Origin of the sequence: Pseudomonas sp. YuFO8, assembly GCF_035065025.1 — a bacterium.
GTDB lineage: Bacteria > Pseudomonadota > Gammaproteobacteria > Pseudomonadales > Pseudomonadaceae > Aquipseudomonas > Aquipseudomonas putida_AE.
Map to the genome: position 1 here is coordinate 123967 of NZ_JAXDEQ010000008.1, position 17161 is coordinate 141127.

Consider the following 17161-nt stretch of genomic DNA (forward strand, 5'->3'; position numbering starts at 1 on the left):
AATTGCGAACTGGTATCAACAAAGGCTGGCGATGATAGCAGACCACGCCTTTGCTGAACACCAATCAACTTCATAGCCCTGATACATTTCATCAATCGGCCTGACGACGCAGGAAGGCCGGGATGTCCAGGTAGTCCAGATCATCTTGCGGATTCATCTTCGCGGCAGTCGCAGCACCGGCCTGGGCCTGGTTGCGCATGACGGTCGGACGGTCCAGGTCACGGTAGTTCACCGCTGGAGCTTCCTGACGAACAGGGGCCTGTTGTTGCGGCTGGGAAGCCATCGACGTGTGCACGGTATTGTCGATGATCTTCACCGGCTTCTCGATTTTAGCGCCAAGACCGGTCGCAACGACAGTCACGTGCAGCTCGTCGCGCATGTCCGGATCGATAACGGTACCGACCTTGACCATGGCGTGCTCGGAAGCGAAGGCTTCGATGATGCTACCCACGTCGGAGTACTCACCCAGGGACAGGTCAGGACCGGCGGTGATGTTCACCAGGATGCCGCGTGCACCTTGCAGGTTCACGTCTTCGAGCAACGGGTTGCGAATGGCCGCTTCGGTGGCCTCGCGTGCACGGTTCGGACCGCTGGCGCAGCCAGTGCCCATCATCGCCATGCCCATTTCGCTCATCACGGTACGCACGTCGGCAAAGTCGACGTTGATCATGCCCGGACGCTTGATGATGTCGGAGATACCGCGAACGGCACCGGCCAGAACATCGTCAGCCTTGGCAAAAGCCGACAGCAGGCTGGCGTCCTTACCGAGGATGGTCAGCAGCTTCTCGTTGGGAATGGTGATCAACGAGTCGACGCTTTCCGACAGCAGGCGGATGCCTTCATCGGCGATCTGCATGCGCTTGCGACCTTCGAACGGGAACGGACGGGTCACCACCGCAACGGTGAGGATCCCCATTTCCTTGGCCACTTCGGCAATGATCGGCGCAGCACCGGTACCGGTACCACCGCCCATGCCCGTGGTGATGAACACCATGTTGGTGCCCTGCAGGACTTCGGCAATGCGCTCACGATCTTCGAGAGCGGCCTGACGACCTACTTCAGGGTTGGCGCCAGCGCCCAGACCTTTGGTCACGCCGGTACCCAGTTGCAGGATGGTCCGCGCGCCAATGCTCTTGAGCGCCTGGGCATCAGTGTTGGCGCAGATGAATTCAACGCCTTCAATGTTGCTCTTGACCATGTGATTCACGGCGTTGCCGCCGCCACCGCCAACACCGATAACTTTAATCACCGGGCTTGCGGGGATGTTGTCTACGAGTTCGAACATTTTCCCTCTCCTTTACGTTCTCTAGTTTTTTCGCCTACTGCCTGTATCTACAACGGTGTTGCGGTGTTGCGGTAAATCTTAGAAATTGCCCTGGACCCAGCTCTTGATGCGATCGAGCAAGGCGCCTTTGGGTTCTTCGTTGCTGAAGCTGTCGCGGCTGCCGATACCCGAGAACGAGATGCCGTCGGATTGCTTCTGCAAGCCGTACATCAACAGGCCAACGCCCGTGGAATAAATCGGGTTGCGCACCACGTCATCCAGGCCTTTCACGCCGTGAGGCACGCCCAGGCGCACCGGCATGTGGAAGATTTCCTCGGCCAGCTCGGTGGCGCCTTCCATCTTCGCCGTACCGCCGGTCAGCACGATGCCGGCCGGGATCAGGTCTTCGTAGCCACTGCGACGCAGCTCGGCCTGGATCAGCGTGAACAGCTCGTCGTAACGCGGCTCGACCACTTCGGCCAGGGCCTGGCGGGACAGCTCGCGCGGCGGACGGTCGCCAACACTTGGCACCTTGATGGTTTCACCGGCGCCGGCCAGTTTGGCCAGGGCACAGGCGTAGCGGATCTTGATTTCTTCGGCGTACTGGGTCGGGGTGCGCAACGCCATGGCGATGTCGTTGGTCACCTGGTCGCCCGCGATCGGGATCACCGCGGTGTGACGGATCGCGCCTTCGGTGAAGATCGCGATGTCGGTGGTGCCGCCACCGATGTCCACCAGGCACACGCCCAGTTCTTTCTCGTCGTCGGTCAGCACCGAGTACGCGGACGCCAGTTGCTCGAGGATGATGTCGTCGATTTCCAGGCCGCAGCGACGCACGCATTTTTCAATGTTCTGTGCGGCGTTGACGGCGCACGTGACCACGTGGACCTTGGCTTCCAGGCGCACACCCGACATGCCCAATGGCTCGCGGACGCCTTCCTGGTTATCGATCACGTAATCCTGCGGCAAGGTGTGCAGCACCCGCTGGTCAGCCGGGATCGCCACGGCCTGGGCGGCGTCGAGCACACGCTCGAGGTCGGCCGAGCTGACTTCGCGATCACGAATCGCCACGATGCCGTGGGAGTTCAGGCTGCGGATGTGGTTGCCGGCCACGCCGACAAATGCCGAGTGGATGCGGCAGCCGGCCATCAGCTGCGCTTCTTCGATGGCGCGCTGGATCGACTGCACGGTGGACTCGATGTTCACCACCACGCCCTTCTTCAGGCCACGGGACGGGTGGGTGCCGATCCCGACGATTTCCAGCGTGCCGTCGTCCGCGACCTCGCCGACCAGCGCCACCACCTTGGAGGTGCCGATATCGAGACCGACGATCATTTTGCCGCTTTGCACGTTTGCCATGGTCCTGCCTCTCTTAATTCTTCGCGACAGCGGGTTGGGCTGTCGTAGGCGCTACTGGTTCCCGCCAGCCAACAGCGAGGCCGTTGGCGTAGCGCAGATCGATGCGCGCAATGTTCGTAATCTGTTCTTTGAGCGTCTTGTCATAGATGGCAATGAAACGGCGCATCTTCTCTACCAGGTTGCCGCGTCCCAGCAGCAGTTCGATCCCGGGCCCGGCACTGCCAGGGCCGGTCGTCAGGAACCAGCTGCCTCGTTCGCGCAACTCCAGGCGCGCAATCGAGAAGCCCAATGGCCTGAGCAGCTGGCTCAGTACCTGGTATTGCTGCATCACTTGCTGCTGGGCCCGCTGCGGACCGAACAACTGCGGCAAGTGTTCGTAATTGGCCAGCTCGCGCGGGGTAAACGCCTGCCCCTGGTTGTTCAATAGCGATTCGTCGCCCCAACGGGCCACCGGCAATTGTTCTTCCAGGCGAATCACCACCTGGTCCGGCCACACCCTGCGCACTTCGGCATGGGCAATCCATGGCATGGTTTCAAGCTCGGTGCGCATGCCCGCCAGGTCGATGGTGAAGAAGCTCGACGCCACGAACGGGGCGATTCTCTGCTGCACCGCTTGCTGGCTGATGTAGCTCAGGTCGCCCTGCACCGCGATTTTGGTGATCGGTCGGTCGGCGTACGGCAACAAACGCTGCGCGCCTTCGTAGGTACCGAACCCCAACGCGACCAGCAGCACCGGCCAGAACAAGGCTTTGAGAACACCGAAGTTGGCTTTCGGCAGGCGCGCGGACATCGGCTCTTTGGCCACCATTCGGCTGGCACCCCGCGGCACCGGCTTGCGGCCGGGGGCGGGTGGCTGATGTCTCAACTGTGCGCCTTGCATGGTCTTAACCTCGCGGCTCTTCGGTGCCGGCAGCGGGAATGCTGGCGGCCAGAATGGCCAGAACCAATTGCTGGAAATCCAGGCCGGCAGCACGGGCCGCCATCGGCACCAGGCTGTGATCGGTCATGCCCGGTGCCGTGTTGACTTCCAGGAACCAGAACTGCCCTTCGGCGTCCTGCATCACGTCCGCCCTGCCCCAACCGGCGATACCCAGCGCTTCACAGGCTTTCGCCGTGAGGTCCATGAGTTCCTTTTCCTTGGCGCTGTCCAGGCCGCACGGAATGCGGTACTGGGTATCGTTGGCGATGTACTTGGCGTCGTAGTCGTAGAAACTGTGCGTCGTGCCCAGGGCGATTGGCGGCAACACCTGGTCACGCAGGGTGGCGATGGTGAACTCCGGACCGTGAATCCATTGCTCGACCAACACTTGCGAATCGTAGGTACTGGCCGCTTTCCAGGCGTCGATCAACTCAGACGCGGAACTCACTTTGGCCATCCCGATACTCGAACCTTCATGGGCCGGTTTGACGATCAAAGGGAAGCCCAGTTCCGTCGCCGCCGAAATACAATCGGCTTCGCTGCTCAGCACTGCGTGACGTGGCGTCGGAATGCCCAGGCTGTGCCAGACCTGCTTGGTGCGCAGCTTGTCCATGGCCAGTGCCGAGGCGAGGATGCCGCTGCCGGTGTAGGGAATCCCCAGGCACTCGAGCAGGCCCTGCATGCTGCCGTCTTCACCGCCACGGCCGTGGAGGATGATGAAGGCGCGGTCGATCTTTTCGTTCAGCAGACGCTGCAGCAGGTCATCGCCGACGTCGAGGCCAAACGCGTCCACGCCTGCGCTTTGCAGCGCATCCAGAACGGCATTGCCCGACTTCAACGACACTTCGCGTTCGGCACTCTTGCCGCCGAACAGCACGGCGACGCGGCCGAAGTCTTTCGGCGCGACGGTGCTGACGAGGTTGGCGTAGGCAGCAGTCATTTCAACTTCCCCTTCTCCGGCGCAGCAACGGCACCGGCGAACAACTCACTTTTCAACAGTTTCGGTGCAAGACCGCCGATATCGCCGGCGCCCTGGCACAGCAGGATGTCGCCGGCGCGCAGCAGCGGCTTGACCAGCGGCGCGAGGTCGACTCCGCGTTCGATGTAGATCGGGTCGAGCTGACCGCGCTGGCGGATGCTGTTGCACAGCTTGCGGCTGTCGGCGCCCGGGATCGGTTCTTCACCCGCCGGGTAGACTTCCATCAACAGCAGGACGTTGGCGTCGGCCAGTACATTGACGAAGTCGTCGTACAGGTCGCGGGTACGGCTGTAACGGTGCGGCTGGTAAACCATCACCAGTCGGCGCTCTGGCCAGCCACCGCGGACGGCCTTTATCACAGCCGCGACTTCGGTCGGGTGGTGACCGTAGTCGTCCACCAGCATCACATTGCCGCCGTCCACCGGCAGTTCGCCGTAGACCTGGAAGCGTCGGCCAACCCCCTGGAACCCGGACAGGCCCTGGACGATGGCTTCATCGCTGACGCCTTCGTCGGTGGCGATGCAGATGGTCGCCAGCGAGTTCAGCACGTTGTGGTTGCCCGGCATGTTCACCGAAACATCCAGCGGCTCGCGGTCGGGGCGCAGCACGGTGAAGAAGGTCTGCATGCCTTGCTGGCGCACATTGATAGCGCGCACGTCGCAGTCTTCGCCGAAGCCGTAGGTGACGGTCGGACGCTTGACCAGCGGCAGGATTTCACGCACCACCGGATCGTCCAGGCACACCACCGCCAAACCATAGAACGGCAGGTTGTGGAGGAACTCGACGAAGGTTTTCTTCAGTTTGTTGAAGTCACCGTCGTAGGTCGCCATGTGGTCGGCGTCGATGTTGGTGACCACGGCCACCAGTGGCTGCAGGTGCAGGAAGCTGGCGTCGCTTTCGTCGGCTTCGGCGATCAGGTAGCGGCTGGTGCCGAGCTGGGCATTGGTGCCCGCGGCATTCAGGCGGCCACCGATGACGAACGTCGGGTCCAGGCCACCGGCGGCGAACACCGAGGCGATCAGGCTGGTGGTGGTGGTTTTGCCGTGGGTACCGGCGACGGCGATGCCGTGGCGGTAGCGCATCAGCTCAGCCAGCATTTCTGCACGGGGCACTACTGGAATACGACGCTCCAGCGCGGTGGCGACTTCCGGGTTGGAAGTGTTCACGGCACTGGACACCACCAGCACGTCGGCAGCCGCGGCATTCTCGGCGCGGTGACCGATGAAAATCTGCGCACCGAACGATTCCAGGCGCTCGGTGACCGGCGAAGCCTTCAGGTCGGAACCGGACACTTCATAGCCCAGGTTCAGCAACACTTCGGCAATCCCGCACATGCCCACGCCGCCGATCCCGACGAAGTGGATGCGCCGGATGCGGCGCATTTCCGGTTGCGGCATGGCTTTCTGATTCTCAACCATGGGCCACCTCCAGGCAGGTATCGACCACGTTACGGGTGGCATCGGGTTTGGCCAGGCGGCGGGCCGCAGTGGCCATATCGTTGAGTCGTTGTGGTTGCATCAGGACCTCTGTCAGGCGCGCGGCAAGATCCGCTGCACCGGTCGTTCTTTGCGGCATCAGGAAGGCAGCGCCTTCACGGGCCAAATAATCGGCGTTGCGGGTCTGGTGATCGTCGATCGCGTGGGGCAACGGCACCAGCATCGAGGGCAGACCGGCGGCGGCCAGTTCACTGATGGTCAGCGCACCTGCGCGACATACCACCAGGTCGGCCCAGCCATAGGCTTGGGCCATGTCTTTGATGAACGGCTGCACTTGCGCCTCGACGCCAGCCGCGAAGTAGCGCTGCGCAGTCACTTCATCATGGTTTTTACCGGCCTGATGGAACACTTCCGGGCGCAGGTCGACGGCGACTTGCGACAGGGCTTCAGGCAGCAGCTTGTTCAACGGTTCTGCGCCCAGGCTTCCGCCCAGGATCAGCAAACGCGCCTTGCGACCGGCCAGGGCCGGGCGCGGTGTTTCGAGGAACAGCTCGGTGCGCACCGGGTTACCGGTGGTCCGTCGGCTGCTCGACAGGGTAAAGGTGTCGGGGAACGCTTCACAGACTCGGGCGGCCAACGGCACCAGCAACCGATTGGCGGTACCCGCCACGGCGTTCTGTTCGTGAACGATCACCGGCACACCGGCCAGTTTGGCTGCGACACCACCAGGGCCGGTCACATAACCGCCAAAGCCCACCACGCAAGCCGGCTGCAAACGACGAATGATCGCCCGCGCCTGCCAGACCGATTTGAGCAACATGAACGGCGCCTTGAGCAGCGACAGCTTGCCCTTGCCACGCAAACCGCTGGCGTTGATCCGGTGCAGTTCGATACCGGCCATCGGAACCAATTCGTTCTCGATACCGCGTGGCGTCCCGAGCCAGTGCACGGTGTAACCGCGGGCCTGGAATTCGCGGGCACAGGCCAGTGCCGGGAACACGTGGCCCCCGGTGCCGCCGGCCATGATCAATACGTTAGCGCCCATGGTTCGGCTCCTCGGCGAAGTCGCTCTCATGGAACTCCATCTCTTCGCTGCCCAGGTGGGTTCGACTCTCCCACTCGATGCGCAGCAACAAGCCGAGACAGGCACAGCAGATCACCAACGAACTGCCGCCATAGCTGAGGAACGGCAGCGTCAGGCCCTTGGTCGGCAGCAGGCCGACGTTCACACCAATGTTGATCAGGAACTGACCGATCCACAGGAACGACAGGCCGTAGGCGACATAGGCGGCGAAAAACTGCTTGGCCTTCTCGGCCCACAAGCCGATGTACATGCCACGAATACAAACGAAGACGAACAGCGCCACCGTGCACAGGGAGCCCACGGCACCCAGCTCTTCGGCCAGGACCGAGAACACGAAGTCAGTGTGGGCTTCCGGCAGGTAGAACTGCTTCTGCACGCTGTTGCCCAGGCCAACGCCCAGCCATTCGCCGCGGCCGAAAGCGATCAACGCCTGGGACAGCTGGTAGCCGGCACCGAACTGGTCGGCCCACGGATCGGCAAAGTTGGTCAAACGCGCCATTCGATACGGCTGCATCTGAATCAGCAACACCACCGCCCCGACCGCCAGGACCACCATCAGGGAAAACCGGAACAGCCCGACCCCGCCGAGGAACAGCATCGCCGCCGCCGCACCCATCATCACCACGGTGGCACCGAAGTCCGGCTCCATCAGCAACAGGCCCGCCATCGGCAGCAGCACGATGAACGGCTTGAAGAAACCCATCCAGCTTTCACGCACTTCTTTCTGGCGACGCACCAGATAACCGGCGAGGTAGATCACCACGAACACCTTGGCGATCTCGGAAGGCTGGACGTTGAAAAAGCTGAAGCCGATCCAGCGCATCGAACCGTTCACTTCACGCCCGATCCCGGGAATGATCACCATCACCAGCAAACCGAATGCCCCCAGCAGCATCAACCAGCCCAGGCGTTGCCAGGTGGCGATCGGGATCATCATGGTGACGATGCAGGCAGCAAGGCCCAGCACCACGTAGATCAGGTGGCGAATCATGTAGTACAGGGCGCTGCCGGACTGCACCGCCGCCACTTCCGTGGAGGCCGATGCAATCATCACCAGCCCCAGGCCGAGCAGCGTCAGGCAACCGACGAGCATCGGGAAGTCGAGGTCGATGCCGCGCCCGGTGATCAGCGGCGATGGGTACGGCTTGATGATGCCCCGAAGACTCATGCCAGTTCCTCCACGGCTTGGACGAACTGGTGACCACGGTCTTCGTAGTGCTTGAACATGTCGAAACTGGCGCACGCCGGCGACAGCAGCACCACGTCGCCCGGCCGGGCAGCGGCGCGGCATTGCGCGACGGCTTCGAGCAGGGAGCCTGCACGAATCAACGGAACGGCATCGCCGATGGCCTGGCCGATCTTGTCGGAGTCGCGACCCATGAGGATCACGGCGCGGCAGTTGGCCGCCACCGGATCACGCAGGTCCTTGAACTCGGCCCCCTTGCCGTCGCCGCCGGCGATCAGCACGATCTTGCCGTCGATGTCCGCACCCAGGCCTTCGATGGCTGCCAGCGCGGCGCCGACGTTGGTGGCTTTGGAGTCGTTGTAGTAACCCACGCCATCCAGGTCGCGGACCCATTGGCAACGATGCTCGAGCCCGGCGAAGGTGCGCAGCGCCGAGAGCATGGCGTCGAACGGCAAGCCGACGGCGTGACCGAGTGCCAATGCCGCCAGGGCGTTGGATTGGTTATGGGCGCCGCGGATTTTCAGTTCGCGCACTGGCATCAGGTTCTGGAATTCGAAGGCCAGGTACTTCTCGCCGCCTTCTTCACGGATACCGAAGGCCTTGAAATCCGGCTTGGTCAGGCCAAAGGTCCAGCACGGCTGGCCCTCGCCCATCAACGGCCGGCTCAGGGCATCCTGACGATTGACCACGAACTGTTTGGCCCCACGGAAGATCCGGTGCTTGGCCAGGTGATAGGCCGGCAGGCCGCTGTAGCGGTCCATGTGGTCTTCGCTGATGTTGAGCACGGTCGCTACTTCGGCGTTGAGCTGATCGGTGGTTTCCAGCTGGAAACTCGACAACTCCATCACGTACAGCTCGACGTCGTCGCTGAGCAGGTCCAGCGCCGGCGTACCGAGGTTGCCGCCTACAGCGACACGTTTGCCCGCCGCCGCCGCCATCTCTCCGACCAGTGTGGTCACGGTGCTCTTCGCGTTGGAACCGCTGATGGCCACGATCGGCGCCTTCGCGTTACGCGCGAAAAGCTCGATGTCGCCGGACAATTTCACGCCACGGGCAGCGGCGGCCTGCAGGGCCGGGGTCGCCAGTGCCAGCCCGGGGCTCACGTAGAGCTCGTCGGCACGGCACAGGAACTCGACGTCCAGCTCGCCGCAACGCACTTCCACCTGCGGGTAGTCACGCTTGAGCGTGGCCAGTTCCGGCGGGTTTTCCCGCGTATCGGCCACCGCAAACGCCACGCCCCGGTTCGCCAGGAAGCGAACCAGGGACATGCCGCTCTTGCCGAGGCCGACAACGATGCGGAAGTGGTCAGACGCGATCAGGGACACGGGTTTCTACCTCAGTTTCAGGGTGGCAAGACCAATCAGCACGAGAATCACGGTGATGATCCAGAAACGGACGATCACGCGCGGCTCGGGCCAGCCCTTGAGTTCAAAGTGGTGGTGAATCGGTGCCATGCGGAACACACGGCGACCGGTCAGCTTAAAGGACGCAACCTGAATGACGACTGACAGGGTTTCCATCACGAACACGCCGCCCATGATGAACAGGACGATTTCCTGACGGACGATCACGGCGATGGTGCCCAAGGCCGCGCCCAGCGCCAGCGCGCCGACGTCGCCCATGAAGACTTGTGCGGGATACGTGTTGAACCAAAGGAAGCCCAGGCCGGCACCGATCAGCGCGCCGCAGAACACGATCAGCTCACCCGCGCCCGGTACGTAAGGGATCAGCAGGTATTCGGCGAATTTCACGTTACCCGACAGGTAGCAGAAGATCCCCAGGCCACCACCGACCATCACGGTCGGCATGATCGCCAGGCCGTCGAGGCCGTCGGTCAGGTTGACCGCGTTGCTCGAACCGACGATCACGAAGTAGGTCAGGACGATGAAGCCTGCGCCCAGCGCAATGCTGTGATCCTTGAGCATCGGCAGGATCAGGGTGGTTTCCACCGGCGTCGCGGCGGTCATATAAAGGAAGATCGCAGCGCCCAGGCCGAACACCGACTGCCAGAAATACTTCCAGCGACTCGGCAAGCCGCGGGAGTTCTTCTCGATCACCTTGCGGTAGTCGTCGACCCAGCCGATGGCACCGAACAACAGGGTCACCAACAGGACGACCCAGACATAACGGTTGGTCAGGTCAGCCCACAGCAGGGTGCTGACACCGATCGAAGACAGAATCAGCGCACCGCCCATGGTCGGGGTGCCGGATTTGGACAGGTGCGATTGCGGGCCGTCGTTACGGACGGACTGGCCGATCTGACGGTTCTGCAGAGTACGGATCATCCACGGGCCATAGCACAGCGACAAAACCAGCGCGGTCAGCACACCGAGAATCCCGCGCAGGGTCAGGTACTGGAAGACCGCGAAGCCTTTGTAGAACTGTTGCAGATACTCCGCTAGCAGCAGCAGCATTAATGTTTCTCCAGACTGGTCCCGCACAAAGCGGCAACGATGTTTTCCATCGCAGCGCTGCGCGAGCCCTTGATCAAAATGGTGGTGTTTGTATCCTGCTCGGCCCCCAGGGCCTTGATCAGTTCAGCCTGCGTGCTGAAGTGAAAGGCTTGTGGACCGAAAGCGTCGACGGCGTGAACCATCATCGGCCCGACGGCGTACAGCGCAGAAACCTTGCCTCGGGCGTACTCGCCCACGTCGCGGTGCCCCTGCTGCGCCCAGTCGCCCAACTCGCCGATATCCCCGAGCACCAGAACGGTGCGACCGGAAAAGCCGGCCAGTATATCAACGGCGGCGCACATGGAGGTGGGGTTTGCGTTGTAAGTGTCATCAATGACGCGCATGCCATTGCTGGCCAGTTGCGCAACGGTACGACCCTTGACCGGTTGCACCGCGCCGAGGCCGGTGGCGATGCCGAACAGCGACACCCCCAGGGCATGGGCGGCAGCCGCAGCAGCCATGGCGTTGGCGACGTTATGGGTGCCGAGCAGGTTCAGTTGAACACGCTCCACACCTTCAGGACTGTGCAGGTTGAACGCCGGGCAACCACGGGCATCGGTGGCCAGGTCGCTGGCGTAGAAATCGGCACTGACATTGCTCAGGGCGAAGGTCAGCACCTTGCGCTCGCCAGCGCGGGTCTTCCAGATGTCGAACGCCTTGTCGTCGAGATTGAGCACGGCGACGCCATTGGCATCCAGCCCATCAATGATCTCGCCCTTGGCTTCGACGATTTTTTCCGGCCCGCCGAACTCGCCGACATGGGCGGTTCCGGCATTGTTGAGAATGGCCACATGGGGTTTGGTCAGGCCCACGGTGTAGGCAATTTCACCCAGGCGCGAAGCACCGAGCTCGATCACGGCGGCGGTGTGTTCCGGTGCCAGTTCGAGCAGGGTCAACGGCGCGCCGAGGTCGTTGTTCAGGTTGCCGCGGGTGGCCAGCACAGGGCCACGGGTGCGCAGGATGCTCGCGAGCATTTCCTTGACCGTGGTCTTGCCGCTGGAACCGGTGATGGCGGCGACTGGCTGGGTGAATGCCGCACGATTCAGCGCGCCCAGTTGGCCCAGGGCCTGGCGGGTATCGGCCACCAGCAATTGCGGCAGCGCGCTGTCGGCGACTTCACGCTCGACCAAGGCTGCCACGGCACCTTTGGCCGCGACTTCATTGAGGTAGTCATGGCCATCGAAGCGCGGACCGGCCAGGGCAATGAACAGCTGGCCCGGCTTGATGGCGCGACTGTCGATGCTGACGCCGTCGAAGCTCGCATCTGCTGCGATCAAGCGTGCATTCAGCGCGCCGGTCAGTTCGCTCAGTTTCAAGGCTTTAAGCATGGGCCACCTCCCACGCGGTCAAGGCATGATCGGCCTCGACCAGATCGGAAAAGGCATGCCGTTCGCCGTTGATTTCCTGATAGTCCTCGTGACCTTTACCGGCCAGGACAATCACGTCATCAGCCGACGCACCGGCGATCAACTGGGCAATTGCCTGGCCACGGCCAGCCACGAAGGTCACTTTATCCACAGCGGTGAAGCCGGCACGGATGTCGTCGAAAATCACCGATGGATCTTCAGTACGCGGGTTGTCGTCGGTGACCAGTACGCCATCGGCCAGACGCTCGACTACTTCGGCCATCAGCGGACGCTTGCCGCGATCGCGGTCGCCGCCACAGCCGAACAGGCACAGCAGCCGTCCTTTGACGTGAGGGCGCAGGGCCGTCAGGACTTTTTCCAGGGCGTCCGGGGTGTGGGCGTAATCGACCACCACCAACGGCTGGGTACCGCCGCCAAGGCGTTGCATGCGCCCGGCCGGGCCTTCGAGTTTGGGCAGCACCTTGAGAATTTCGTCCAGGGCATAGTCCAGACCGAGCAAGGCGCCGACCGCGGCCAGCACGTTGCTCAGGTTGAAACGACCCAGCAGCGTGCTGCGCAGGTGGTGTTCGCCCTGGGGCGTAACCAGCGTGGCGCGCACGCCGTGATCATCGAACTGCGCTTCGCGGCAATAGAGGTAAGCGCTGTTGTCGAGCAGGCTGTAGGTGATCAGACGCGACTCGCGTTTTTCATCAGCCAGTTGCCTGCCGAAATCATCGTCGAGGTTGACCACCCGGCACTTCAAGTCATTCCAGGCGAACAACCTGGACTTGGCTTCGCCATAGGCCTGCATGGTGCCGTGGTAGTCCAGATGGTCGCGGGACAGGTTGGTCATCACGGCCACATCGAATGCCAGCGCGGTGACCCGGCCCTGATCCAGGCCATGGGACGAGACTTCCATGGCAACCGCCTTGGCACCGGCCTTTTTCAGGTCGCCCAAGGTCGCTTGCACTGCAATCGGGTTTGGCGTGGTGTGCAGGCCGCTTTCCAGCGCGCCATGAAACCCGCTGCCGAGGGTGCCGACAATGCCGCAGTGCTGACCAAGCAGATCCAGTGCCTGGGCCACCAGTTGGGTCACACTGGTCTTGCCGTTGGTGCCAGTCACGCCCACCAGTTTCAGGTGATGGCTCGGCTCGCCATAAAAACGCCCGGCGATGTCCGACAGCTGCGCTGCCAGGCCCTTGACCGGAATCAGCGGCACGTCGGTGATCGGCAGCACGGTAGCGCCTTCCACTTCATAAGCCACGGCCGCAGCGCCTCGCGCAAGCGCATCGGCAATGTGCGCACGGCCATCGAATTTGCCGCCCGGCACCGCGAGGAACAGGTCACCCGCGCGTACGTTGCGACTGTCCAGCGCCAACTCACGGATCAACAGATCGTGGCCGGCGTGGGGGAAAATCTTGTTCAGGCTCAAAGACATCAGCCGCGCCCTCCATTGGCTTTCAGTGGAACGACCGGCGCTGCGTTCGCTTGTTGGGTAGGAGGCAGGTTGTCCGGGGTAACGTTCATCAGGCGCAGGGTGCCGGACATCACACGGCTGAACACCGGCGCAGACACCAGGCCACCGAAGTAACCGGCCTTGGTCGGCTCGTCGATCACCACCACGATGGCGTAGCGCGGATCGCTCATCGGGCCGAAACCGGCGAACAGCGAGCGGTAGGAGTTCTCTGCATAGCCTTTGGTGCCGACCGATGTTTTACGCGCAGTACCGGACTTGCCGCCCACGTGATAAGCCGGCACCTGCGCACGGAATACCCCGCGCGGCGCTTCGATCACTTGCTGCAGCATGCCTTGCATGGTTTTCGCGACGGCTTCCGGCAACACCTGGGTGGTCTGCGGCGCCTTGTCGGTTTTGATCAGTGTCAGCGGCGCCAGGCGACCGTTGTTGGCCAGGGCCGAGAAGGCGTGAACCAACTGGATCGCCGTCACGGAAACACCGTAGCCGTAGGACAGCGTGGCGGTTTCAGCCTTGCGCCATTCGCGGTAGTTCGGGAGGTTGCCGACACGCTCGCCCGGGAAGCCGAGGCCGGTATCCTGGCCGAGACCGACTTTCTGCGCCAGGCGGAAAATCGTCTCACCACCGATATCGAAGGCGATCTTGCTCATGCCGACGTTACTGGAATTGATCAGGATACCGGCAAGGTCAAGCACCGGACCTTCGCTCTTGGAGACGTCCTTGATGGTGTACTTGCCGATCTGCAGGGAGCCCGGGTACACCTCGACGGTGTCGCTCGGCTTCCAGCGTCCGGTTTCGATGGCGGCACTCATCGAGATCGCCTTCATGGTCGAACCCGGTTCGAACACGTCGATCATCGCGCGGTTACGCATCATCGCCGGTTGCAGGTTGCGGCGGTTGTTCGGGTTGTAGGTCGGCTGGTTGACCATGGCGAGGATTTCGCCGGTCTTCACGTCCATGATCACCAGGCTGCCGGCCTTGGCGCCGTTCTCGATGATCGCGTTGCGCAATTCGCGGTTGGCGAGGTATTGCAGGCGCAGGTCAATGGACAACGCCAAGGGCTTTCCGGCCTTGGCGTTTTTGGTGACCTGGACATCCTTGATCAACCGGCCGCGCCGGTCCTTGATCACTTGCCGTTTGCCGGGGACCCCGGCCAGCCATTCATCGTAGGCGAGCTCGACCCCTTCTCGACCATGGTCGTCGATGTCGGTAAAGCCGACCATATGGGCGGTGACCTCACCGGCCGGGTAGAAACGGCGGAACTCTTCGATGCCGTAGACACCCGGCACTTTCAGGTCGAGTACGGCCTGGCCCTGCTCAGGCGTCAGCCCGCGCACCAGATAAATGAATTCCTTGTTGGCTTGTGCTTCAAGGCGCTCGGCCAGTGCCTTGGGGTCCTGCCCCAGCGCAGCAGCCAGTGCCGGCCACTTTTCCTTGGCCAGCTGCATTTCCTTGGCATTGGCCCACAAGGTGGTGACCGGGGTGCTGACGGCCAGGGGCTCGCCATTACGATCGGTGATCAGGCCTCGGTGAGCCGGAATCGGAATATGCCGAACGCTGCGCGCGTCGCCCTGGCCTTTGAGAAAGGCACGGTCGACCACTTGCAGGTCAATGATGCGCCAGGCGATCGCCGCCACCATGACGCCGAGCAGACCCAGTACCAGGCGGAAACGCCATGGAAAAAGAGCGCCTTCGAGTTTCATCATGGCGCCACCATCTGCACTTCGGCGGCGCCGGGAATGCGCATTTTCAGTTGTTCGGTGGCCAGCACTTCGATACGGCTGTGGGCGGTCCAGGTGCTTTGTTCAAGAATCAGGCGACCCCATTCGGCCTGCGCCTTGTCGCGCACGCTCAACTCGCCGTACAGCGTGTTCAGCAACTGACGGTTCCAGTGGGCGCTGTAGGACACGCCAATGGCCGACACGAGCACGCCCACGAACAACAGCAGCATGAAAAAGCTTCCGCCGGGAAGTGGCTTGGCGAAGAGCTTGCTCACCGCAGCTTCTCCGCCACGCGCATGACAGCACTACGGGAGCGTGGGTTGGCCTTCAGCTCGGCGTCGGAGGCCGTCTGCGCTTTGCCATGGATTTTGATTTTCGGTTCGAAAGCGACGTGCCGAACCGGCAGGTTGCGTGGCAGGTTGTCGGCTTCGCCTTTGACCAGCTTGCGCATGAACAGCTTGACGATGCGATCTTCCAGCGAATGGAAGCTGATCACCACCAGGCGACCGCCCACTTCCAGGCTCTCCAGCGCGGCTTCGAGACCGGCTTCCAGATCGCCCAGTTCGTTGTTGACGTGAATGCGCAACCCCTGGAATGCACGGGTAGCCGGGTTCTTGCCCTTTTCCCACGCAGGGTTGGCGACCTTCAGCACTTCAGCCAGATCGGCGGTGCGCTCGAACGGTTTGATATCGCGACGTTCGGCCACGGCACGGGCCATGCGCCCGGAAAAACGCTCTTCGCCGTATTCCTTGAACACCCGGGCGATTTCTTCCACGGGCGCGGTGTTGACGAATTCGGCAGCGCTGATCCCGCGGGACGGGTCCATGCGCATGTCCAGCGGGCCATCGTTGAGGAAGCTGAAGCCGCGCTCAGGGTCGTCCAGCTGTGGCGAAGAGACGCCCAGGTCAAGCAGCACGCCGCTGACCTTGCCGTTCATCCCGCGTGCGGCAACTTCCGCACCCAGCTCGGCAAAGCTGCGCTGTACAACGACAAAGCGGCCGTCTTCGGCCGCTAGCGTCTGCCCGGTGGCAATCGCTTGAGGGTCTTTGTCGAACCCGAGCAACCGACCATCGGGACCGAGCTGGCTGAGGATCAACCGGCTGTGTCCGCCCCGTCCGAACGTTCCGTCCAGATAGCAGCCATCAGGACGTACGGCGAGAGCCTCGACGGCTTCGTCAAGCAGTACGGTGATGTGGTTAAAGCCGCTATCTATAGTCACAGGATCAATTCACGCAGGTTATCAGGCATCGCGCCCGGTTCTTGAATAGCAGCCAGATCAGCGGCAGCAACCGCATCCCAGGCATCTTCGTCCCACAATTGGAACTTGTTCAGTTGGCCTACCAGCATCGCGCGCTTATCCAACTTGGCATATTCACGAAGACGCGGTGGAACCAGAAAACGACCACTGCCATCGAGCTCGAGGTCGACGGCATTGCCAATCAGTAAACGTTGCAGACGGCGGTTCGCTTCGTGAAGCGAAGGCAGTGCGCGCAGTTTGGTTTCAATAATTTCCCACTCATCGAGGGGGTAAACACACAGACACGGATCAACGGCATCAATGGTGACGATCAACTGACCGGAACTACGCGAAACCAGCTCGTCGCGGTACCGGCTCGGCATAGCGAGACGGCCCTTTGCATCGAGACTGATTGCGTTGGCTCCGCGAAACACGTCAGCGTTTCTCCAAATTCTAGCGTTTTACGTTCAGAAAACCCACTTTACGCCACTTTCCGCCACTTGCGCACACTATAGGAATGCGCCCACCACACCGTCAAGGCGCGGATTACAGGAAAACCCTTACAGAACTGAGATTTAGGAGCATAAAGAGAGGAGCAATCAGAATCAGACGGATGAAACCGCCCAACAACTTGAATCAGCACAGGAGGCTGCGTTCAGAAGTTAAAGTGATTTATTAAGAGTAAGATTTTTTTGATATTACG

The 17161-nt window shown here is 62.1% G+C and carries 15 protein-coding genes; all 15 read right to left on the reverse strand.

Translation table 11 applies throughout. The features are described 5' to 3' along the window. Positions 1–91 precede the first annotated feature (91 nt). Positions 92–1285, reverse strand: coding sequence for a cell division protein FtsZ (ftsZ, locus tag SOP95_RS09775; protein WP_046819017.1), 1194 nt, complete (start codon positions 1283–1285; stop codon positions 92–94). A 78-nt stretch (positions 1286–1363) separates the two neighbouring features. Further along, positions 1364–2623: a cell division protein FtsA gene (gene ftsA, locus SOP95_RS09780; protein WP_008060298.1), complete on the reverse strand. Its 1260-nt coding sequence runs from the start codon at positions 2621–2623 to the stop codon at positions 1364–1366. A 13-nt stretch (positions 2624–2636) separates the two neighbouring features. Beyond that, the gene (locus SOP95_RS09785; protein WP_323606942.1) at positions 2637–3503 is read right to left on the reverse strand and encodes a cell division protein FtsQ/DivIB; all 867 of its coding nucleotides are present in this window, start codon (positions 3501–3503) and stop codon (positions 2637–2639) included. Positions 3504–3507: 4 nt separating this feature from the next. After that, the gene (locus SOP95_RS09790; RefSeq protein WP_323606943.1) at positions 3508–4482 is read right to left on the reverse strand and encodes a D-alanine--D-alanine ligase; all 975 of its coding nucleotides are present in this window, start codon (positions 4480–4482) and stop codon (positions 3508–3510) included. Continuing rightward, positions 4479–5939: a UDP-N-acetylmuramate--L-alanine ligase gene (gene murC / locus SOP95_RS09795; RefSeq protein WP_046819014.1), complete on the reverse strand. Its 1461-nt coding sequence runs from the start codon at positions 5937–5939 to the stop codon at positions 4479–4481. Before murC ends, SOP95_RS09790 begins: the two co-directional genes overlap by 4 nt. Then, positions 5932–7002, reverse strand: coding sequence for an undecaprenyldiphospho-muramoylpentapeptide beta-N-acetylglucosaminyltransferase (gene murG / locus SOP95_RS09800; RefSeq protein WP_274074209.1), 1071 nt, complete (start codon positions 7000–7002; stop codon positions 5932–5934). Before murG ends, murC begins: the two co-directional genes overlap by 8 nt. Further along, positions 6992–8209, reverse strand: coding sequence for a putative lipid II flippase FtsW (ftsW, locus tag SOP95_RS09805; protein WP_274074208.1), 1218 nt, complete (start codon positions 8207–8209; stop codon positions 6992–6994). Before ftsW ends, murG begins: the two co-directional genes overlap by 11 nt. Continuing rightward, positions 8206–9552 carry a UDP-N-acetylmuramoyl-L-alanine--D-glutamate ligase gene (murD, locus tag SOP95_RS09810; protein WP_323606944.1) on the reverse strand — a complete coding sequence of 449 codons (1347 nt, stop codon included), beginning with the start codon at positions 9550–9552 and terminating at the stop codon, positions 8206–8208. Before murD ends, ftsW begins: the two co-directional genes overlap by 4 nt. Positions 9553–9558: 6 nt before the next feature. After that, a complete protein-coding gene (gene mraY, locus SOP95_RS09815) occupies positions 9559–10641 on the reverse strand; it encodes a phospho-N-acetylmuramoyl-pentapeptide-transferase (protein WP_008060275.1) in 1083 nt (360 codons plus the stop codon). Further along, on the reverse strand, positions 10641–12008 hold the full coding sequence (locus tag SOP95_RS09820; protein ID WP_274074206.1) for a UDP-N-acetylmuramoyl-tripeptide--D-alanyl-D-alanine ligase: 1368 nt from the start codon (positions 12006–12008) through the stop codon (positions 10641–10643). Before SOP95_RS09820 ends, mraY begins: the two co-directional genes overlap by 1 nt. Then, entirely contained in the window at positions 12001–13464 is a 1464-nt protein-coding gene (locus SOP95_RS09825) for a UDP-N-acetylmuramoyl-L-alanyl-D-glutamate--2,6-diaminopimelate ligase (protein WP_323606945.1), read from the reverse strand. Before SOP95_RS09825 ends, SOP95_RS09820 begins: the two co-directional genes overlap by 8 nt. Then, a complete protein-coding gene (locus SOP95_RS09830; RefSeq protein ID WP_178134366.1) occupies positions 13464–15203 on the reverse strand; it encodes a peptidoglycan D,D-transpeptidase FtsI family protein in 1740 nt (579 codons plus the stop codon). Before SOP95_RS09830 ends, SOP95_RS09825 begins: the two co-directional genes overlap by 1 nt. Continuing rightward, the gene (ftsL, locus tag SOP95_RS09835) at positions 15203–15496 is read right to left on the reverse strand and encodes a cell division protein FtsL (RefSeq protein WP_032834661.1); all 294 of its coding nucleotides are present in this window, start codon (positions 15494–15496) and stop codon (positions 15203–15205) included. The genes SOP95_RS09830 and ftsL overlap by 1 nt, the downstream gene beginning before the upstream one ends. Next, positions 15493–16440 (reverse strand): 16S rRNA (cytosine(1402)-N(4))-methyltransferase RsmH, encoded by a 948-nt coding sequence (gene rsmH, locus SOP95_RS09840; RefSeq protein ID WP_046819006.1) that lies wholly within the window; start codon positions 16438–16440, stop codon positions 15493–15495. The genes ftsL and rsmH overlap by 4 nt, the downstream gene beginning before the upstream one ends. Beyond that, positions 16437–16892, reverse strand: coding sequence for a division/cell wall cluster transcriptional repressor MraZ (mraZ, locus tag SOP95_RS09845; RefSeq protein ID WP_274074204.1), 456 nt, complete (start codon positions 16890–16892; stop codon positions 16437–16439). Before mraZ ends, rsmH begins: the two co-directional genes overlap by 4 nt. Positions 16893–17161: the final 269 nt, after the last annotated feature.